This window comes from Acetobacterium wieringae, assembly GCF_023700225.1.
GTDB classification, from domain to species: domain Bacteria; phylum Bacillota; class Clostridia; order Eubacteriales; family Eubacteriaceae; genus Acetobacterium; species Acetobacterium wieringae.
Map to the genome: position 1 here is coordinate 3,041,288 of NZ_CP097897.1, position 21,431 is coordinate 3,062,718.

Annotated in this window: 17 protein-coding genes; 11 read left to right on the forward strand and 6 right to left on the reverse strand. The window is 45.5% G+C overall.

All coding sequences use genetic code 11. The features are described 5' to 3' along the window. Window positions 1-111: 111 nt before the first annotated feature. Both CHL1_RS14925 and CHL1_RS14930 read left to right on the forward strand, forming a co-directional pair. Window positions 112-1,140, forward strand: a complete 1,029-nt coding sequence (locus tag CHL1_RS14925) for a DnaD domain protein (protein ID WP_070370222.1) — start codon at window positions 112-114, stop codon at window positions 1,138-1,140. Then, complete coding sequence (locus tag CHL1_RS14930) at window positions 1,127-2,092, forward strand: ATP-binding protein (protein ID WP_228878328.1); 966 nt, start codon at window positions 1,127-1,129, stop codon at window positions 2,090-2,092. The genes CHL1_RS14925 and CHL1_RS14930 overlap by 14 nt, the downstream gene beginning before the upstream one ends. Window positions 2,093-2,128: 36 nt before the next feature. Here CHL1_RS14930 and CHL1_RS14935 read toward each other — a convergent pair whose 3' ends face one another. Together CHL1_RS14935 and CHL1_RS14940 are read right to left on the reverse strand one after the other, a co-directional pair. After that, on the reverse strand, window positions 2,129-2,737 hold the full coding sequence (locus CHL1_RS14935; protein WP_250933699.1) for a CheR family methyltransferase: 609 nt from the start codon (window positions 2,735-2,737) through the stop codon (window positions 2,129-2,131). A gap of 82 nt (window positions 2,738-2,819) precedes the next feature. Further along, window positions 2,820-3,575 (reverse strand): tRNA1(Val) (adenine(37)-N6)-methyltransferase, encoded by a 756-nt coding sequence (locus CHL1_RS14940; protein ID WP_070370225.1) that lies wholly within the window; start codon window positions 3,573-3,575, stop codon window positions 2,820-2,822. 862 nt (window positions 3,576-4,437) lie between these two features. Between CHL1_RS14940 and CHL1_RS14945 the strand changes: the two genes are divergently transcribed. Both CHL1_RS14945 and CHL1_RS14950 read left to right on the forward strand, forming a co-directional pair. Next, a complete protein-coding gene (locus CHL1_RS14945; protein WP_250933700.1) occupies window positions 4,438-5,280 on the forward strand; it encodes a hypothetical protein in 843 nt (280 codons plus the stop codon). A gap of 26 nt (window positions 5,281-5,306) precedes the next feature. Next, window positions 5,307-5,705 carry a hypothetical protein gene (locus CHL1_RS14950; RefSeq protein ID WP_276520500.1) on the forward strand — a complete coding sequence of 133 codons (399 nt, stop codon included), beginning with the start codon at window positions 5,307-5,309 and terminating at the stop codon, window positions 5,703-5,705. 89 nt (window positions 5,706-5,794) lie between these two features. On the opposite strand, the gene CHL1_RS14955 is transcribed toward CHL1_RS14950, so the two are convergent. Further along, entirely contained in the window at window positions 5,795-6,913 is a 1,119-nt protein-coding gene (locus CHL1_RS14955) for a G5 domain-containing protein (RefSeq protein WP_250933704.1), read from the reverse strand. A gap of 477 nt (window positions 6,914-7,390) precedes the next feature. Between CHL1_RS14955 and CHL1_RS14960 the strand changes: the two genes are divergently transcribed. Further along, window positions 7,391-8,764 carry a TrpB-like pyridoxal phosphate-dependent enzyme gene (locus tag CHL1_RS14960; protein ID WP_250933706.1) on the forward strand — a complete coding sequence of 458 codons (1,374 nt, stop codon included), beginning with the start codon at window positions 7,391-7,393 and terminating at the stop codon, window positions 8,762-8,764. Between the two features lie 67 nt (window positions 8,765-8,831). Here the strand turns inward: CHL1_RS14960 and CHL1_RS14965 are convergent, their stop codons facing one another. Beyond that, on the reverse strand, window positions 8,832-10,391 hold the full coding sequence (locus CHL1_RS14965) for an ASKHA domain-containing protein (RefSeq protein ID WP_250933708.1): 1,560 nt from the start codon (window positions 10,389-10,391) through the stop codon (window positions 8,832-8,834). A 23-nt stretch (window positions 10,392-10,414) separates the two neighbouring features. Beyond that, the gene (locus CHL1_RS14970) at window positions 10,415-10,768 is read right to left on the reverse strand and encodes a rhodanese-like domain-containing protein (RefSeq protein WP_228878313.1); all 354 of its coding nucleotides are present in this window, start codon (window positions 10,766-10,768) and stop codon (window positions 10,415-10,417) included. 200 nt (window positions 10,769-10,968) lie between these two features. Between CHL1_RS14970 and CHL1_RS14975 the strand changes: the two genes are divergently transcribed. The 6 genes from CHL1_RS14975 (at window position 10,969) to CHL1_RS15000 (ending at window position 18,199) form a co-directional block, all read left to right on the forward strand. Beyond that, window positions 10,969-11,640 (forward strand): response regulator transcription factor, encoded by a 672-nt coding sequence (locus CHL1_RS14975; RefSeq protein WP_070370230.1) that lies wholly within the window; start codon window positions 10,969-10,971, stop codon window positions 11,638-11,640. Window positions 11,641-11,779: 139 nt separating this feature from the next. Next, entirely contained in the window at window positions 11,780-13,189 is a 1,410-nt protein-coding gene (locus CHL1_RS14980) for a sensor histidine kinase (RefSeq protein WP_250933710.1), read from the forward strand. 289 nt (window positions 13,190-13,478) lie between these two features. After that, window positions 13,479-14,258: a polyphosphate polymerase domain-containing protein gene (locus tag CHL1_RS14985; protein WP_148638371.1), complete on the forward strand. Its 780-nt coding sequence runs from the start codon at window positions 13,479-13,481 to the stop codon at window positions 14,256-14,258. A 12-nt stretch (window positions 14,259-14,270) separates the two neighbouring features. Further along, window positions 14,271-14,960 (forward strand): DUF4956 domain-containing protein, encoded by a 690-nt coding sequence (locus tag CHL1_RS14990; RefSeq protein ID WP_070370233.1) that lies wholly within the window; start codon window positions 14,271-14,273, stop codon window positions 14,958-14,960. A 295-nt stretch (window positions 14,961-15,255) separates the two neighbouring features. Continuing rightward, window positions 15,256-16,848, forward strand: coding sequence for an FMN-binding glutamate synthase family protein (locus CHL1_RS14995; protein WP_250933712.1), 1,593 nt, complete (start codon window positions 15,256-15,258; stop codon window positions 16,846-16,848). A gap of 136 nt (window positions 16,849-16,984) precedes the next feature. Then, window positions 16,985-18,199, forward strand: coding sequence for an SHOCT domain-containing protein (locus CHL1_RS15000; protein WP_250933713.1), 1,215 nt, complete (start codon window positions 16,985-16,987; stop codon window positions 18,197-18,199). 166 nt (window positions 18,200-18,365) lie between these two features. On the opposite strand, the gene CHL1_RS15005 is transcribed toward CHL1_RS15000, so the two are convergent. Next, window positions 18,366-21,404, reverse strand: coding sequence for a methyl-accepting chemotaxis protein (locus tag CHL1_RS15005; protein ID WP_250933715.1), 3,039 nt, complete (start codon window positions 21,402-21,404; stop codon window positions 18,366-18,368). Window positions 21,405-21,431: the final 27 nt, after the last annotated feature.

A 21,431-nucleotide genomic window follows, 5' to 3' on the forward strand; every position in this document is an offset into this window, starting at 1 on the left:
AATTCCTCACAAATTATTTTCAATGTGATATAATAGCTTAACACACTATTTATCAAAACTAAAGATTTTTAGTCGTGAGAAAGTATATTAATCCATAACTTGAGGTAACAAATGAATCGTTTTGAATTAGTTTCCAGCCATGATGACTTGGGTGTGACCCCACTCGAAAATATTTTTATTAATCACTATATGCCAACAGCCCGGGGAGACTACGTGAAGGTCTATCTTTACGGCTTAAAGCGATGCTTTAACCAGGGCCTGACCCCCATCAGCAACGAAGATATCGCCAAAGATCTGAATCTATTGGAAACCGATGTGAAAAAAGCCTGGGACTATTGGGCCGCCGAAAAAATCATCGCCATTGAATACACCGGCACCCGGGATGCCCTGGTCCGTTTTTATAATATCACCGGTACCATTCTTTATAAAAATGAGGCGATCCCCGAGACGACCGTACCTAAAAATATCCAGTCTTCCAATAGCATGGAAGACCGGATTCAACGGATGTACACCACCATCCAGGATATGTACGAAAGCCGGACGATCACAAAAAAAGAAACGTTGCTGTTTAAGCGCTGGCTGGATGACTATAATTTTACTCCGGAAGCGGTAATTCTGATTGTCGAATATTCCATTAACATGATCAATAAAAAAGATCGCACCTTTACCCCGACCCAGGTCGTCTCGTATCTGGAAACCGTAGCCAGAAGTTTTTATACGGCTGAGGTTCGTGATCATATCGAAGCCGAAGCCTATATCAAAAACTCAGCGCATCAACGAACGGCCTATTATCAGATTTTCAAATATCTGGGTATCCAGCGAAATCCGATGGTTTCTGAGCGGCAGATGATGGATACCTGGTTTAATGACTATGGTTTTTCAATGGAAATCATTGTCCAGGCCTTATCCCGCACCAACAAACCCAATATGAAATATATTGACGGCATTCTGAAGAATTGGCACGAACAAGGCTTTAAAACCCTGGAAGATATCAAAAATGACAAGCCAAAACAAAAATTTGCTCATAAAGAGTCCCTTGAACCGATGAGCGATGCCCGAAAACAGGCTTACCTGGATATGGAAGTTGATTATGCCGAGGATTTATGGCCGGAACTGGAGATAAACAATGAAGACCTATAATGAAGCCTATGCCCTGCTGCAAGAAAAGCAGCAAGCCTACCAATTTAAACAGCGACAGAAAAAAGCCATTCTTTATAACCAGATTCCCGAGCTTTCTGAACTGGATAATGAAATCAACCGCTTGGGGGTTGCCCTGACCCGAGCCACCATCGCCAAAGAAGTCAATAAAACCGCTCCTATCCGCCAGCAGATGAGTGCGCTTGAAGACAGAAAAAAAACTCTGGCCGGAGCAAAAGCCGCCCTGCTTGACCACTCGTATTACTGCTCCCTTTGTCGTGACTCAGGGATTCTCCCCGAGGGAATCTGTGCCTGCCTGAATCAGTGTCTGGCTGAACTCAGTTTTTCCAGCTATGATTTAAAAACCCGGGCCCAGCGGGAAACCTTTGAGAGCTTTAACCCTGACTATTATTCCCAACAGCCGATTGGTTCGGGATCAGCCAGTCATCGTTCCAACGCTCTTAGTATTAAACAGAATATGCTGAAATATTGTCAGAATTTTGAAAACATCGAAGACCAGCTGCTTTTTACCGGTCCGCCCGGAGTCGGCAAAACCTTTATGTCCAATTGCATCGTCAATAAACTCACCGAAAAAGGTTATGGGATTGTCTATGTCACTGCTGCCCACCTGGTGGCCAGCATTCAGGATCAGCTGTTCCGGGAGAAGAAGACCTCAACTGAGATTTATGAACCGCTGCTGCTCTGTGATCTTTTGATTATCGATGATTTAGGAGCTGAGTTTTCTTCAGAATACAGTCAAAAACAGCTCTACGAGGTGATTGACAGTCGCCTCAATGCCGAAAAAAAGATGATCATTTCCTCTAATCTGTCGGTTCTAAAAATCAAGGAGCTTTATGACGAACGACTTTCCTCCCGGATCTGTGGCCATTTTAAAACCATCCCCTTTCTGGGGGAAGACATTCGTATTCTCAAGGCCCGACGGGGCCGTTCATAAAAGAAGGTGTCCGGATCTTAATTCTGGACACCTTTTTTATTGGCAGCGTTTCTGATAAATTTGGGCATTTGAGACCACCGCTTCAAACTGATCGGCTAATTCGGCTGGCAACTTTTGCGTTTGCTCCATGGCCAGATAGCCCCCATCCATCAGCGAATCATGAAACATCCGTAGCACATCAATGCGTTCCTGTTCATTAAAGTGCAGCAGAACATTTTTGCAAACGATCAGGTCAAAATCATTGCCAATGCTTCTCAGGGTCAACAGGTTATGCTTCTGAAAACTTACCGCCCCCCGGATCTCATCGTTGAGCCGATAAAAATCCCGGTTATCGACCTTGATAAAATATTTTTCAAAAATTTCAGCGGGGATCCGCTGCACCTGCTCCCGGGGATACTCAGCCTGACAAATAATCTGATCAAACAGGTCACTGCCATCAATATCGGTTGCTTGGATCTTCACTCTTTCAAAACCACCCTGATCCAACCGCTCCCGCAGCAACATCGCCAGGGTGTAAGGCTCTGGCCCCATAGCGCAACCGGCATCCCAGATCTTAATCGTCGGCTTCGACCAAAGTTCCGGGATAGCATGGTTGCAGATCAGCTCCAGGGTATGTAAATCTCTAAAAAAATATGTAAATGCCATCGATTCCTCCCGCTTTTTTTCTGGGTGTCAAAAGTCATGAGCACTGGTCTATTCCCACCGCTACCGAAATTAAATCGTTTGACTATTCCGGCTTTTTCATCCCATATATATCATAAATTTCCTGGGTATATGCACCATCTTGCTGATAAACAATCAGGGGGGCATCGGTTTTTAACCCTGGCTTCCCACTTTTTCGCCCCTCAATCAAAACCAGATTCGCCTCTTTTTTTATTGAAGGATATACAAATTGCAGCTGCTTGACCTCGATTTTATAGAGTCGCATCAATGAAATAATGTCGCCTAACCGTTCCGGCCGGTGAACCAGAAACAGACGCCCCCGATCTTTTAACATGCGTTTACTGAAAATGAGAATATCTTCGATGCTGCATAGAATTTCATGTCGGGAAATTGTTTTTGTTTCGCAATTGTTCTTGAGTCCATCCTTGGCCCGCATATAAGGCGGATTACTCACCACGACATCATACGTGTTTGGTAGTATCTTATCATCTGGCGCTTTAATATCGCCTTGGATAATCTGGATCTGCTCTGATAAATCATTAAGTGCCATACTCCGCCTGGCCATTTCTACCAGCGGTTCTTGTATTTCCAGACCGGTGATCGAAGCCGCTCTGGTTTTGCCATAAAGCAACAAAGGAATAATCCCCGTACCAGATCCCAGATCGATGATATGAGGAGATCCTTTTATCCGACGCGAAACGAACCAGGATAATAAAACCGCATCCATTCCAAAACAAAAAAATTCAGGATTTTGGATTATTTTCAAATTATTTAATCCTAAGTCTTCGATTCGTTCCCCTTTTTTTAAAAAGTTATCCACAATTAACTCCTCCTAATCGTCGTCATTTCAGTATTTGGCGGGGTAATCAACAAGTTTATCCACAATTCCGCCAATTATATCCACTGTTTGTGGATAACTTTTGAAATTTTCCCACCTTTTCCCTGTAACTCCCTAAATTGCGGGATTTTTTTGACCCATCATTTTACAATCCGTTTGTTGATTGTTTTTTTGAAACTTATCCACATATACACAGCTAAAAGTTGAAACAACTCATCCCCTGATCAAAATCCCAATAAATAGCGGTTTTCAACTTTCAGCTTGAGAATTAAACTGGTCAATCACTGTTGATAAAAAATATTTTTTTGTATTTACTGGCTTTTTTCGATTTTCCCTTTAATGTAAGTAAAATCTTTGCTATAATGTGTAGTTGTAGAGGACTATTTCAAATTTATTGTAATGATTCGCCCTCCTCTAAAAGCTCCTTTATCATCCACGATTATGGTGATAAAGTCAATAACCAAAAAATATTGCATTGAAATTATTAGCGAAAGCGATGGATACTTATGAATAATGACAAAATCCAACCCAACAAATTGGATATTATTCTCGAAAAAAAACAGCTTCTGGATGCCACCATTCAGGAATGTGAAATACGAATTGATGCGAAGCTTGCTTCGCTGACTGATGACGGTTTCATTTCCCGTGAAGTCAGCTCCGATGTTTTTGAAGCATCCATCCAGAATCCCTACCACCCCGGAGAACATTTTCTTTCCGGGGTGGATATTTCAGATGATGACGCTCTCGATCAGGCCGTACTCAATTCCCGTCCTTTTGAAACACGTACCAACAGACTGGCCTTTGATGGTGAACACCTTACGAATCCATCCCCCCCCCTAAACCAATGGGTGGCTTTTCGACACCCATTGGGGAAATCGAGGATGATGACGAACTGCCCACCCTGTCAAAAATACTGGGTCGCACCACACCATACGCTTTCGAATCGGAACGGACAACTGCGATCCCCAAGGCATCCGTGGAGCCAACCACAACCGAGCTACCGCAGCCAAATACTGTCGATGCCATTCTCAATGCCAGATTTTCGGAAACTGAGCATGCATCACCTCCTGCTGGATCTGTTTTGGATGCCCAAATCCCTACCCAGACGCCCGAACCGGAATTTACCCAACCAATTGCTCCGGAACAACCCGTTTTAGCAACCGAAACGCCAGCTCATAAAAAACCGCCACCCCTTCCCAAGAAAACTGAAACGACTCAAGCGAAAACGAGCAAAGAAAAAAAGATTAAACCTGAAAAAAAAGCAAACCAATCCCCCCTCAAAAAGCCCAGCCTAACCGACATGGTTCCGCCGCTTGTTTTTTTCTTTATGGGATTAATGGTTTTTGGTACTTTTCTGATTTTCACCGCTTCCGAGTTTACTTTCATTGATTATTGTGTCGTATTTATTTTGTTCACCTGTCTGATCTTTACCATCGCCATGCCGTATGGAGCCAGTATCTTTTTTATGATTCTACTCCTTTGCAGTTATGTGGTTCTGTCACTAATTTCGGTTTTCTACCTGGAGATTCCTTTTGAATTCTATCAGATTGGTTGGCTGCTTGTAATCCCGATGGTATTATTGAGCAGTGCCTTGTTAATCCGAAAGATACGAGAATTGTTCCGTTTTAAAAAAATCTCGAACAGCAGCTTGCTTCCTATGATAATCTGGAAGAAAGTCCCGGACTGACCATTGAAAAAGCTTATTACAAGGATCTGAAATATGCCATGGAACGGGCTTCCCGGGGCGAAACCATCCTGACTCTGGAAATGATCACGATTCGCCATCTGGATGAACTCAAAACCATGAATGGCCCAAGACTTTGGGATGAAATTCTCTATAAAACCTTAAAGATCATCAAAACCCATTGCTACAGCACGCACCTGATTTATATCCTTGATGGCAGTGTTTTCAGCATTCTGATGGAAAACACATCGGTCAAAAATCAATTGCTGATCAATCAGGAAATCACCGATGCTTTTAATACCCTGATTTTGGATTATGAAAGCATTGAACCTGAAGTGACGCTCAACATCGCTTCGATTCCCTACACCCGGGATATCGCAAATCCCTTTGACTACCGTGCCCAGGTTCTCAGACATCTAAAAAAATAAAGCAGAAACCGTGTGATCGGCTTCTGCTTTTTTAATTCCCCAAAATGATGAAACAAAAAAGGGATGTGCCACGGCACATCCTTTTTTATTTAATAAACGATATAGGCTTCCAGATTCTGACGACCAAACTGAATACAGGCATCATAGGAATCCATATAAATATCAACGATTCCTTCGGTAACTGCACCACCCCGGTCTTCCACTGTATAGGTAGTGCCCATGGCCGGGATATAGATCTTGGTTCCGAAAGGCAGACCACTCCAGGCTGCTACGGTATGATTAGCTGTTGGCATCACGCCTGATGCCGTGGCATTTCCGGTTGCCGTATAAGCCGTACACTGGATCGTCATTTTTACCGCCCCTTCAGGAATGGTATTCGTGGCGGTTGACGGTGTCGCCGCTGGCGTCTGAACCGCTGGTGCCGGTGTTACTGGCGCTGGCGTCACCGGTGTTTCCACTACTGGGGTTTCCACCACGGCTGGCGTTTCCACCACTGGAGCGGGAGTTGCCGCAGCTGCCTTTGTCCCTATTTCGACAATTTCGGGAATCGGCGCTGTGACAATTTCATCGTAAATCACTTCCCGTTTGACTTCCACCCCGTTTTCGTAAAGAACCCGCTCAACCTGGCTCGATTCGCCATTAACACCAACCTGAACCACCTTTGTTTTACCTACTTCCATTTCTGGATTATCTTTGTTCTGGATCGTATAGGCAATGACCTGTCGACTCGGCAACTCATCTACCTGAACTCGGATGACCTTAACTTCTTCAACATTTTCCAAGGCGGTTGATTGTCCCGGGACCACCCGATCCAGGTCGCCCAGTTCAATATGATACTCTCTAAGTAAATCACCGACAGTTTTTGCTTCAGACTGATAAATAATGGTTTTTCCATCAAATGACAATTCACCGCTGGCTTTACTCTTCACTTCGACCGTGTCAACGGTAAACAGCACCGAGTTGGTATCCACATTGACCGTATATTGATCACCCAATTCAATGCCGTTATCCTCCAGCACTTCCCCGACATTCTGGAACATTCCACCGCTGAGCACGCGTTCCTGGTCATCAACGGTTACCTTGATCTCCTTGGCAAAAACAAAGGAACTGGCCGTTCCCACCACACAGGTGATGATCACGCTGGCCATTCCGATTTTTAAGATTGACTTTTTTCTTTTATGCGGGCTTTTATTCGCTTTTTCTATCATAAAACCTCCCTATCCATTTCAATCGACAGATTGAAACTCCGTTTCGTTACAATTTCTTTACAAATTGATTGTACTTCATTTCCGAATAATTGTCAAGATTAGAATTTACTGATTGACTTTTCTTAATTTTTCATTTAGAATATATCTAATTAAATTAATATAAACCGTTGATGCGGAGATAACGTTGGAAAATGCCCTTACAGAGAGCGAGGTAAGCTGAGAGCCTTGCAGAACGCAATCCTTCAAATGGACCGCTGAGGGCATGGTCAAAGGCTTAGGCCGAGTATTCCATGACGTGACAACTACGTCAGTGTTGAGGAATATGTTGGTATTCTGCAGAGGCAGGTTTGATCCTGCGAAAAAAGGTGGCACCACGAGTCGTTATACTCGTCCTTTACGTTTAGTAGAGGACGAGTTTTTTGTATTTACAGACCCCCTGTCTGTAATGAGTTAATCGCAGTAAGAAAGGAAAATACCATGGAAAAGATACCTTATAAGATTTATTTAAGTGAAGATGAGATGCCCAAATACTGGTTCAATCTTCGGGCCAAAATGAAAGAACTGCCGGAGCCTTTTGTCAATCCCGGTACCGGTGAGTACTGCACCAAAGACGAACTGCTGCCGGTCTTCTGTGAAGAACTGGTTGATCAGGAACTCAACACCACTGATGCCTACATTGAAATCCCCGAAGAAATCCGTGATTTCTACAAAATGTACCGGCCTTCACCGCTGGTTCGGGCTTATTGTCTGGAAAAAGAATTGGATACCCCAGCTGAAATCTACTATAAATATGAGGGCACCAATACCTCCGGATCGCATAAGTTAAACTCCGCCGCCGCTCAGGCCTATTATGCCAAAAAGCAGGGACTCACCTCCTTAACCACTGAAACCGGTGCTGGCCAGTGGGGGACGGCGCTTTCGATGGCCTGTGCCTACTTTAATCTGGATCTGTCCGTCTATATGGTTAAGGTTTCCGCCGAACAGAAACCCCATCGTCGGGCCGTCATGGAAACCTATGGGGCCAAGGTCATTGCTTCGCCTTCTGATACCACGAACGCCGGACGAAAAATTCTGGCAGAAACCCCGGACACCAACGGATCGCTGGGCTGTGCCATCAGCGAAGCCATTGAGGTAGCCGTCACCACCGACAACTGCAAGTATGTGTTGGGCAGTGTCTTAAACCATGTCGGTCTGCACCAGTCGATTATCGGTTTAGAAACCAAGGCTGCCTGTGACAAATATGACATTAAACCGGATATTATCATCGGCTGTGCCGGTGGCGGTTCCAATTTACTGGGACTGATTGCGCCATTTATGGCTGACAAAATTGAAGGCAAAAATGACATTGATTTTGTTGCCGTTGAGCCAGCTTCCTGCCCCTCATTAACCCGGGGCCGTTATGCCCTGGATTTTGGCGACACCGGGAAAACCACCCCGCTGATTCGGATGTACACCCTGGGCAGCGGCTTCATGCCATCTCCCAATCATGCTGGCGGGCTGCGCTACCATGGCATGAGCCCGATTATTTCCAAGCTTTACCACGACGGCTATATCCGGGCTAAAGCCTATACCCAGAATGAAGTCTTTGAAGCGGCCACCCAGTTTGCCCGGGTTGAGGGGATTCTGCCCGCCCCGGAATCCTCACATGCCATTAAAGCAGCAATTGATGAAGCCCTGGCCTGCAAGGCCTCCGGCGAAAAGAAAGTTATTGTCTTTGGTTTAACGGGAACCGGCTACTTTGATATGACCGCTTACATGAACTATAATGCCGGTAACATGACCGACTACGTCCCCACCGATGAAGATCTCCAGAAAGGCTTCGACAGTCTGCCCGAAATTGAACAAAAATAATTTTCGACCAATAAAGGCCGCCCGGCAATGGATGCTTTCCATTACCGGACGGCCTGTTTTTTTAAGATTATCGCAGGCGCCCCTGTTTTCTCAGGGCCGCTTTAACAGTGGGATAGAGATCAAAATCAGTATGCGGTAAAAAACGGGAGGCGTACATCCGGGAGATAAAGTCGGTGGCGGCACCAAATTCCAGATACTCGATCCGTTCCTGGAGCCTCGCAACAGCATCCATTTTTTCCCCATTGATCAACAGAGCATAAGCGCCCTCCAGGGAACTGTTCCCCAAAAACACAAAGCGTTCCCGGGGTAAATCCGGGTAAAGACCGATGGTAATGGCCGATTCCAGATTGATATAGGTTCCAAAAGCACCCGACACATACAATCGTTCAACATCCATCGGCGCCACCCCCAGTCGTTCCAGCAAATAAGCAACCATCGTGCTGGCGGCAGCCTTGGTGTCAATAAACTGACTCATATCCCGTTGGGTAAACAGCAGTTCTTGACCATTTCCGGATTCATCCTGACTGGCGTAGAGCACCCCGAATTCTCCATCACGGCTGACAATCCGCCGGGATTTTTCGGGATTAAAGCGGCCGGAAAAATCGATCCAGCCATTTAACAGCATTTGGGCAATCAAATCAACAATCCCTGATCCGCAAATGCCCAGCGGCCGGTGTCCGCCGATGGTCGTCAGAACAAGCTCATTCTCGGCAATCACAACCGAATCCACCGCACCGGCGGTGGCCTTCATGCCATTTTTGCTGATGCCGCCCTCCAGTGCCGGTCCGGCGGCCCCAGCGCCAGCTACCAGAAAATGCCGATTTCCCAGCACCATTTCGCCGTTGGTGCCAATATCAATAAACAGACCCAATTCTTCCTTCTCGTGCAGTCCAGCCACCAGCAAGCCGCTGACGGTATCGCCACCTAAATAGTTAGCCACCGAGGGCATACAATACAGATAACCACCGGCGTTAATACCCAGCTCCCGGGCCTCCAGATACCCGGTATGGTTAAACACCGGTGCAAAGGGATACTCAAAAATCGGCCAGGGATCAATCCCCAACAAAAAGTGAATCATTGTGGTATTGCCGGAAACAACCATGATAAAGGATTCCTGAGCCGTGATCCCAGTGGTTGTTTCCAGCCGCTGTAACAGTTCATTAAAGGTATTGACGGTTGCCTGCTGGACGGCGATGAGATGATCGGGTTTATTCTTGGCATAAAAGATCCGACTGAGAATATCATCACCATACTGGATCTGATGGTTTAAGCTGCTCTCCTCGCCCAATACCTTGCCGGTATTCAAATCAACCAATTTCATAGCGACCGAGGTGCTGCCCAGATCAACTGCTAACCCAAAATGCCGTTCACACTGATCACCAGCTTCCAGTTGTATCAGCTCCCAGCTTATCCCGTTATTTACCAGGGTCAGGGTGATTTCCCAATTGGCCTCCCGGCAGAGCGGATATACTTTTTTGAGCAGGCCACGGGAAAAACGCACTGTCCCAAATTCCTGGGTCAATGCGCTAAGAATCCGTTCCTGATCACCGATAATGTCGCCATTCCCCGGTGGCGACAGTTTAAGAAATACTTTCCTGGTTAATGCCTTAATCTTTTGTTCTCCCATACCCACCTCATTTAAGTTTTTATTTAGTGGCTTCCACTGACGGTTTCATATCGCCAACCATTGATGCCACCCAGATTATAGACGTTCTGATACCCCATTTTGACCATCTGGCTGGCTGCCCCCTGGGATCTGCCACCGCTTAAACAATAAACAAAGACGGTGGTGTTTTTTTCCGGTATGATTTCTTCCACCCGCTGAACCTGACTTAATGGCAGATTAATGCTGCCGGGAATATGCGCATTGGCATATTCAGCTGCTTCTCTGACATCGAGCAGCACAATTGCTTGATTGGTCTCCAATTGTTGCTTCGCTTCATCCGGGGATATTTTCTTAACTGAATGCCGTGATTCTGATTTTCTTAATAATAAGTTTAACATAATAATACCTTCCTTGCATAATTTATTGGTGTAAATTTTAACGCTTCTTGCTATGACTAGTTTACCTTCTTTCCCAATTTGTATCTGTGATAATGTCACACAAGGAAAATTTTTCAGCCATTAATCAGCGCCCGTTCACGTAATAAACACTTAGCAATATTATTCTGTTTATATTATAATGAGCAAAAGAGGTGAAGAGGATGTATAAGATATTAATAACCGATGATGAAGAAAAAATCAGAGCACTGATTAAAAAATATGCCATTTTCGAAGGTCATACGGCCGTGGAGGCCGCCAACGGCATGGAAGCGGTGGAGCTGTGCCGCAAAGAAACCTTTGACATTATTATTATGGATATTATGATGCCGGAACTGGATGGTTTTTCGGCTGTCAAAGAAATTCGAAAAAACCAGAACATTCCGGTATTGATGCTGTCAGCCCGGGGCGAAGAATACGATAAAATTCACGGTTTTGAGCTGGGCATTGATGATTATGTGGTGAAGCCCTTTTCGCCGAAAGAATTGATGATGCGAATTGATGCCATTATGAAACGAGCCGGCCGGGACCAGTCCCAGGAACACGACATCTTTGTGAAGGACGGCCTGACTGCTGACTTTACTGCCCGAAGAATCCTCATTGATAACGAAAATATTGACATGTCGCCCAAGGAATTTGACCTGATTTTTTATATGATCCGCAACAAAAACATTGCCCTGACCCGGGAAAAACTGATTACCGAAGTATGGGGTTATGATTTTTACGGGGATGACCGAACCCTCGATACCCACATTAAATTGCTCCGCAAAAGCCTTGGCGACTATGCCAGCCTGATCACCACGCTCCGGGGCGTGGGCTACCGGTTTGAAGGCTAGACCATTGAAAACAGCCAGGACATCATCCCCAAAGAAAAACAGCCCCCTTCAGATCAGCGTCAAATGGAAAATCTTTCTCTTCCTGCTTGGCTTTTGCGGCGTATTGCTGATGCTTCTGTGGTTTTTTCAGGTTGTTTTTTTGAATAGTTTTTACAAAGGTATCAAAATCAATGAAATCAAGGCTACTGCCAGCACCATTGAAAAGAGCATTAATGACGAAAATATAGAAACCATCATTTCGACGGTTTCAGAAAACAATGATATTTGCATCAAGGTGTTATCCTCTTCCGGAGAGACAATCTATTCTTCTCATGTTGTCAAGGGCTGTATTATCCACAGTAAACCGGACTTTGATGAAAAAGTCCTGCATACCCAAGTGACTGACAACAATGGTGAATTGTTTCAATACTACAACCACGATGGCTATAATAAAGAGACCCTACCGGAAGCGGCTCCCGATTCAGATCCGGCGCTTTCTGAAAACTCTGACGTTCAGACCAAACCGCCAGCCGAGGAAAAAGAAAAAGAAAAGGATACGCTTATTTATTCTAAAACCATCATAGACAATAACAATCAGGAATTAACCCTGGTACTGAACTCAATGATTTCCCCGGTAAATGCGACAGTAAATACGCTACGGGTGCAATTATATTATATTACCGGTTTCATGATTCTGTTCTCAGTAATCCTGGCTCTGGTAATCGCCAGATTAATTTCCCGGCCCATCGAAGCCATCAATAACAGTGCCAAAATGCTGGCTACCGGCGATTATTCAACCCGGTTCAAAGGTACCGGCTATAAAGAAATTGCCGAACTCTCGGATACCCTCAACTACACTGCCCGAGAGCTTTCCAAGGTTGAACTGCTGCGTCAGGAGCTGATTGCCAATATCTCTCATGATCTGCGCACCCCGCTCACTCTAATCAGCGGCTATGCCGAAGCAATGCGCGATTTACCGGATGAAAACAATGCCGAAAATGCCCAGATTATCGTCGATGAAACTAAACGCTTAACCACCCTGGTTAACGATGTGATGGATATCTCCAAGCTGCAAACCGGCAATCTCAGCATTCATCCTGCACCTTACAACTTGACTACCAGCCTCGGCGACTCGATAAACCGGATGAACAAACTAATGGAAATGGAAGGCTATACCATCGAATTTATCGCCGACCAGGAGGTCAATCTCGTAGCCGATGAAACCCGCATCTCCCAGGCCTTTTATAACCTGCTGACCAATGCCATCAACTATACCGGCGAGGATAAAAAAATTACCGTTACCCAATCCATCTTCCCAAATCCGGCTGATGATCTAACCGACTGGGTTAAGATTGAAGTGTGTGATACCGGCGAAGGGATCGCCGAAGAAGACCTCCCCTATATTTGGGATCGCTATTACAAAGTCGATAAAACCCACAAACGGGCAGTCACTGGCACCGGTCTGGGCCTGTCGATCGTCAAATCGATTCTGGATATGCACCATGGTGATTACGGCGTCACCTCCAAACTCAATGAAGGCTCGGTTTTCTGGTTTACCCTTAAAATTTAATCCCGAAAGAAGCTCCCCCAGTACCGACAATTGTTACATCATGTTGTACGCATCGGAGCGGACATGGCATCGCCTGTCCGATTCCGCAGCGAACAACAGATTAACAATTGGTCGGTACGGTAGTATATCGACAACCTTGAAGATGCACCTTTGGTGTGTCTTTTTTTATTTTCAGAACGTTCACAAAAAAAACACAAAGTTAACAAACGCTTAACAAACTGCTGGCGTATACTTTAGAAAAGCAGCGATAACGCAGAGAAATAACTATAAACGTTACGGAGGTAATACCATGATCACCAAAACATTTAAACGCTATGAAAATAAATATCAATTGAATGAAACTAAGCTCAAACAGCTGATGCCAGTTCTGCTGACGCAGATGAAACCCGACGCCTACACATCCCAAAATGGCAGCTATTCCATTTACAATATTTATTATGATACCGATAACTACGACATTATCCGTCACTCTCTTTCCAAGCCCTATTACAAAGAAAAACTCCGTCTGAGAAGTTATTCCATTCCCAACTCCCCGGAAGATCAGGTTTTTCTGGAGCTGAAAAAGAAAATCGGCGGGGTTGTTAATAAACGGCGGGCTACCCTCAGTCTCAACGAAGCTTCCCGTTTTATTTCAAAGCTCCAATACCCCCGGGAAATCAACACCATGAATCAACTGGTGTTGGAGGAGATTGAGTATTTCCTGAAAAATCATCCGGTCACCCCCAAAGCCTACATCGGCTATGAACGGATTGCCTTTGTCGGAAAAAACGACCCCGAACTCCGGGTGACCTTTGACTACAACTTAAAAAGCCGCCAGCATTGTCTCTCTCTGGAAAAAGGTGATTTTGGCAATTTGCTCATCCCCGCCGATCAATACTTGATGGAGATTAAGATCCTTGGAGCCATCCCCCTCTGGCTGACTCACGCTTTAACCGAACTTGATGTTTACAGCAGCAGTTTTTCAAAATACGGAAAAGCCTATAAGGATTATCGCAAACAGAGTATCGGTAAGCTGATTCCGCTACCCATTTATACCACCAATCAATTGACACCCTGTGTTAATAACTAAAAGGAGACTTACATGATTGAATCACTTTTTTCTACTACCCTGACCGAAACCCTGACCATCCAAACGGCTCTAAGCGTTATTTTTGCAGCATTGGCCATGGGCTTGTTTATCAGCTTTGTCTACACCCGCACCCGGGGCAAAGACGGGTATTCCCCTGGTTTTGTGGTTACCCTGATTATGCTACCGATGATTATTGCCATTATCATTTTGTTAGTCGGCAACAATGTTGCCCGGGCCTTCAGTCTGGCCGGTGCCTTCAGCCTGATCCGCTTTCGTAGTGCCCCTGGCGACCCTATTGATATTTCCTATGTATTTTTTACCCTGGCCGTCGGCCTCGCCTGTGGCATGGGCTATATCCTCTATGGCGCCATCTTTGCCGTGATTCTCTGTACCGTCATGGTCATCCTAAACATCACCAAATATGGCAAACCCAAGGTCAAGAACATGCAGTTAAAAATCACGATTCCTGAAGATATTGACTTTCAGGATTGTTTTGATGACATTCTTAAACACTATACCGTCAGTCATAAAATTCAACGGGTCAAAACCAGCGATTTTGGCGCATTATTTGAAATCATCTATTGCATCTGTCTGAAGGACGATGTCAATCAGAAAGAATTTATTGATAAATTACGCTGCCGTAATGGCAACCTGAGCATTGTCCTCAATACCGAAATCATAGATGAAAAAGTTTATATTTAATACTTCAAATTTGATTCAAATCGAAAACGACAGAAAGCGATATTTAAATCATTTTCTCGTCGTTTTCGTTTTTTATTCCAATCATTGAGAGGTCACTGGCAGATCAGCGCAATTGTTCACGTTATCATTCGTAATAAGGTGTACTCTATTGACTTTATTCCCGTTTGATTTATAATGGTAAAGTAAGTTTTTTTATCAGTTCATCTGGATAGGGTTGTTTTCAATGGCGAGAACAACCGTTACGTTATGCCTGCTGCCTGATAAAGATAAAACTAATTTTCAAGGGGGAAAATTTATGAATCTTCAACAACCGAATGGCAATGATGCCACAGGTACTTTCAACCGATCTAAAAGTGTTGTCCCATGCTCCGGACTCTGTTCACGCTGTGTGGACGGCTGTCGCGGAAATTGCGAAGTTTTCAAGGCCACTTTCCGAGGCCGGGAGCTGATTTATCCAGGTCCCTTCGGCGATGTCACCGCCGGTGGTGATAAGGATTATCCGGTCGATTATTCTCATTTAAATATTCAGGGTTATGCCCTGGGTGCCAAAGGCTTACCCAACGGCGAAGTGGGGACACCCGACAATACCCGCTTCCCCAACGTCAGCACTGAATGTGCCTATGGTTGGGACTCTAAAGTGGCCATGAATGTTCCAATCTTTACCGGTGCTTTGGGATCAACTGAAATTGCCCGGAAAAACTGGGATCATTTTGCTGTGGGTGCGGCCGTTTCTGGCGTAACCATTGTATGTGGCGAAAACGTCTGTGGGATTGACCCACGTCTGGTTCTTGATAAAAACAACATGGTTATTGAAGCACCCGACATGGATCGCCGAATTGAAGCCTACAAACGATATCACAATGGCAAGGGTGAAATCCTGATCCAGATGAACGTCGAAGATACCCGTCTTGGTGTTGCAGAATACATCATCAACAAACACCAGATTGAAACCATTGAGCTGAAATGGGGCCAGGGTGCCAAATGTATCGGTGGTGAAATCAAGGTTAATACGATCGAACGCGCGATGGAGCTGCAGCGACGTGGTTACATTGTCACCCCTGATCCAATGGATCCCGTGATTCAGGCCGCCTTTAATGACGGCGCGATTCACGAATTTGAACGCCACAGCCGTCTGGGCTTTATCAGCGAAGAAAGCTTTATGGCCGAAGTTGAGCGTTTAAGAGCCTTAGGTTATAAACGAATTACTTTAAAAACCGGCGCTTACGGTTTAAGAGAACTGGCGATGGCAATCAAATGGTCTTCAAAAGCTAAAATCGATTTGTTAACCATTGACGGTGCTCCTGGCGGAACCGGAATGAGCCCATGGCGAATGATGGAAGAATGGGGGATGCCTTCTATTTACCTGCATTCAGCCGCCGTTGAGTTTGCTCAAATTCTGGAAGCTCAGGGCGAGCGCGTTCCTGATCTCGCTTTTGCTGGCGGATTCAGCAGTGAAGACGGTGTTTTCAAAGCATTAGCACTTGGTGCGCCTTATGTCAAAGCCGTTTGTATGGGCCGGGCACTGATGATTCCGGGAATGGTTGGTAAAAACATCGAGCAATGGATGAAAGAAAACAACCTGCCCAAAACAGTCAGCGAATTCGGTTCCACAGCAGAAGAAATTTTTGTCTGCTACGAAGCTGTCAAAGAAATCGTCGGGGCCAAAGAAATTAAGAACATTCCTCTGGGCGCCATTGGGATCTACAGCTACTCTGACAAAATCCGGGTTGGTTTACAGCAGTTAATGGCTGGGGCCCGATGCTTCAATACCGACAGCATCACCCGCAACGAACTGATGTCCTTAACAGAAGAATGTGCCAAGGTCACCAAAATTCCATACCTGATGGACTGTGGTCGCGAAGAAGCGCTTTCGATTTTAAAAGGCTAAAAAGCATTAACTGAATGGCTTTATCAGCCGTCTGAATTTTTCTTAAGAAAAATTCAGACGGCTGTTTTAATTTGCTATTTTACTCCTTCACGGGTAAAATAAAATTAATTCTTTATAATGAAAAAGGAGATCACTCATGGGATTAAAAGATCTATTTAAAGATGTTACCGATCTGGCCAAGGAAAGTATTGATTCAATTCAAGCCGATTTAGCCCTTAAGAAAGAAGAACAGGAACGGTTAAGAGCAGAAATGGACCAACGGATTAAAAGCTATACCGATACCCTGGTGGAACAACTTATTAGTTCGACTGATACTTCGGCCCAGCCCCTGATCAATGCCGATGATGATGCGCTACTCAGCTTTACCAAAAATTTTAGCGAGAAACTGTTAATGCCTGTAAACAGTCCGGTGTCAACAAAAATCAATCTCCACCCCGATGAAGAAAAAGCCCTGAAGAATGTAACCAAAACCTTCCCCGGTTATAACATTCAGGAAAAGTTCCTGTTTCAATTCAAAGATGGCAAGGGACAAACCCTGCTACTGACCACCAGTAACCTTTATTTTAAAATTCTTTTCCCTGAAAACCCGTCCTTTTTTGCGGTGGGCTCAATCCCCCAAGAAAAACTCTTTTGCATCACCATCAATCAGGGCGATGCCCACTGCACCCTGCTGGTTAACGGCATTACCTTGATCACCACTCCAGTGGAAGAAATTAAAACCATCGACATCCTCACCCTTACAGAATACTTAAAGCGCCTGGGCAGTAACGATTTTGTGATTGATGACAATCAGATTGATGCCTTCATCACTGCCAAGCTCGATCCCACGACCCGGGAAATTGTTGCGGGTTTTCTGGAACCGGAGGAAAAGCTGGTCTATTTTGCCTGGGGACTGGGTAGCCTGGTTGCCAAAAAGTTCATCACCTGCACCAGCCAAAAAATTGTTCTTTATGATCGGGAATCAAGTTCCAAAAAAAGTTTTCCCTACGACCAGATCGTGTCACTGACCACCCAGCCCAGTACGGTTTCTTTTCTGGACTTGTCACTGACCCTGGGCATGAACCCCAATGACACCGAGATCAAAACCATTGATGCCATCGAAACCATCAGCATCCTTTATGCCCGGGAAGCCGAGCGGGTCATCCAGATTTATCAGTCCCATAAGCCAGACGCTGCCACTGCAGCAGCCCCAGAGCAGGCCCCAACTGAACCAGGCCAAACCGAAACCACCGAGCCGACAGCCGAAGACCCGATTGTGATGATCGAAAAACTGGCCGGTTTAAAAGAAAAAGGCATTATCAGCGAGGAAGAGTTCAATCAGAAAAAGCAGGAATTGTTGGCTAAATTATAAGCTCGTCTCCGCTTTATATTGATGCCACCTAAAAAACCGAGAACCGCACTTTTACGTGCGGCTCTCGGTTTTTTTGATTTTTAAACTATTTCGGTTAACATCGTCAAGCAACCATTCCCAATAACAGTTTGCAGGCTAATTACAGACCAATGTTGATTTTTACCGCTTAGTACTTATCCATTTCCATCGCATCCAGTATAATCTGGGGTTGATTCGATTCTACTTTGGTACTGTTATTGATACCAGTAGTGCGTTCTTTTGGGCGCTGGGACTGTTCCTTAAGCTTAAAGGCTCCAACCATGGCCTTAAGCATTTCGGCCTGACCGGTTAATTCTTCACTGGCGGCAGCACTTTCTTCTGCTGTTGCCGAATTGGTTTGCACCACCTGAGAAACCTGTTCAATCCCCTGAGTGATCTGGGCAATTTCTGAGGCCTGATCATTGGACGCCTGGGCAATATTGCCCACCAGGCCGGTTACCTTCTCAATTTCATTTAATATTTCTCGCAGGCTTTCCGCCGTTTCATCAGCAATCCTTGTCCCAACCTCGACCCGTTCCATCGAACCTTCAATCAGTCCGGTGGTTTCCTTGGCAGCTTCGGCACTGCGGGCCGCCAGAGTTCTGACTTCTTCGGCAACAACCGCAAAGCCTTTGCCATGTTGTCCGGCCCGGGCCGCTTCGACGGCCGCATTCAAGGCCAGGATATTGGTCTGGAAGGCAATATCATCAATAACCTTGATGATTTTTGAAATATTGTTTGATGATTCATCAATGTCACCCATAGCCGAGATCATTTTGCTCATCTGTCCATTCCCCACCTCGGCATTTTTACGAACTCGCACCGCCAGCTCGTTGGCCTCATTAGCCCGGCTGGCGTTTTGTTTGGTTTCACCAGCCACTTCTTCGATGGAGGCAGTCAGTTCCTGGATCGAGCTGGCCTGCTCGGTGGTTCCCTGGGCCAGCGCCTGACCACCATCAGAAATCTGTCGGGCGCCAATCTCCACCTGGGCAGCAGCCACATCGATATCGGACATGGTGCTACTCAAGCTGGCACTGATGCCATTTAGGGCTTCCTTAATCACCAGAAAATCCCCGGAATAGGTGGAGGTGATCTCCTGATCCAGATTTCCCCGGCTCATTTCTGCCAGCGTAATGGCAATCTCATCGACATAACGTTTCAGATTCGCAATGGTCTGATTCATCGCTTCTTTAATGATGGCATGGTCTCCCTGATAATCGCCGCTCATTTGAGTATTGAGATTTCCGGCTGCCAATTCTTTGAGCGTTTCGGAGGCCTCGTTGATGGGATGAATCACGGCATCCAGGGTCTGGTTAAAGCCAGCAATGACTTTTTCGTACTCCCCATTAAATTTTGTCTGATCCCCTCTAAAACTCAGATCTCCCTTAACGGCAGTGACCGCCATTTTTTGAGTTTCAGCCACCAGTAGAACAATGTTCTCCATCATTCCAATCAGACTCGGTATCAGGGTATCCTTATCACTTCGTTTACCGATGGCTTTTAGTTGCTGTAAGTCACTGAGTTCACCGGCCTCAATATGGTTGGCAATCGCAACAATTCGAACCAGCTGATCATGAACGGCATTAATGCCATTTCCGATCTCACCATAAATCCCCAGGTACTGATTCTCAATTTTTTGACTGAGATCATTCTGGCTCATCAATCCCAGGATCCGGTTGCCCTCCTGAAGTGCTCCCAGTCCCTCAATGCAGGCGTTGATGCTTTGTTTCAGCTTATCAAAATCACCCTGATAGGCTTTATTGATTTTTTCGGGAATTTCACCCTGACCAATACGGTTGACATATTCAGCAGCAATGTTTAAGGGTCCCACAACCGCATCCAGGGTGGCATTCACCCCTTTTACAATATCCCGAAAGCCCCCGGCAAATGCTTCGGCATTGCCTCTGGTTTCCAGTTTTCCCGCCACGGCTGCCTGAGACAATCGGGTTGCCTCGACGATCAAGTCGCGAATCGTCTTAATGGTTTGTTTCAGGGCTGGGGTGATTTCATCCAGATCATCTTTTTCTTCCAGATCAGCCGACACATCCCCAGCTGAGATCTGGTTCATGGTGCCAATCACAACGTTCTGAAGATCATCGGCAAACTCATCCATGGCCATTGCCATTTCGCCAATTTCATCCTCGGATTCCAGATTCAGGCGAATCCCCAGATGCCCCTTACCCATTTCTTTAATCATATGGTTGACACTGGCAATCGGTTTTGTGATGGACGTCGACAGTTTGTATAAAATAAATCCCAAGACCAGAAAGACAAACAATCCCGCCAGGGCGATCAACAGAATATTTTTGGTGATGGCGGCTTGAACACTGGCCATGGAATAACCGATGTTCAAGGCCCCCTGGAGTTCGCCATTGATGACAACCGGATACACCACATTATAAACATTGGCGTTTTCCGTTTCATTAAATAATTCCTGCGCAATCATTTCACCATCAAGAGCGACCGTTTTTATAACTTCATCATCCTGATAGCTTTTGCCTATATTGTCTTTGTTGCTGTCTGCCACCCCGACTAAATCTTTATCAATAAAACTGGCATAAACAATGTTTTCATCCGCTACCAATTCATCAATCAACGCCTGGTAGCCGAATTTTTCGGTCAGTTCCAGCACCCGATCGGCTGATACCCCAGCCTGCACAAATTCGCCGGTATTGCTCCTCACATAACCATACTTAAATAAGTTTCCCGTTTCGCTGTCGGCCCGGATTTCTTCCATCAGTTCCGGAGCCCCGCTGACCATAAACTCATGGATGGGATGATCTGCCGGTACAGTCCAGCCCAGATATTCACCATAGGCGGCCGTAAAAATGGTTCCTGCCGGATTATAGAGGTAAATGGGATTAATCCCGGTTTGCTGGGATAACTGGGTTAAGTATTCGTCGTTGACCCGATCACGGTTGGCAAAAATAATATTTCCGACACTGCGAAGCTGCGCCTCCAGCATTTCATTCATGGTTTTAACAGCTTCAGTATTATCCTCGATCCGACTGACAAAACGCTGGGATGACGAAAAACCATTTTCCCGCATCTCCGCCAGTAAGCTCTCCCGGGTCAGATACGACGAAATCGCCCCAATCATTAAGACCCCTACAAGCACGCAGATCAGCGGCACAAACAGCAGTTTTACTTTAATCGACTTTCTTTTCTGGTTACTTCTTTCTTCCATCTCCAATTACCTTCTTCCCCTTTTATT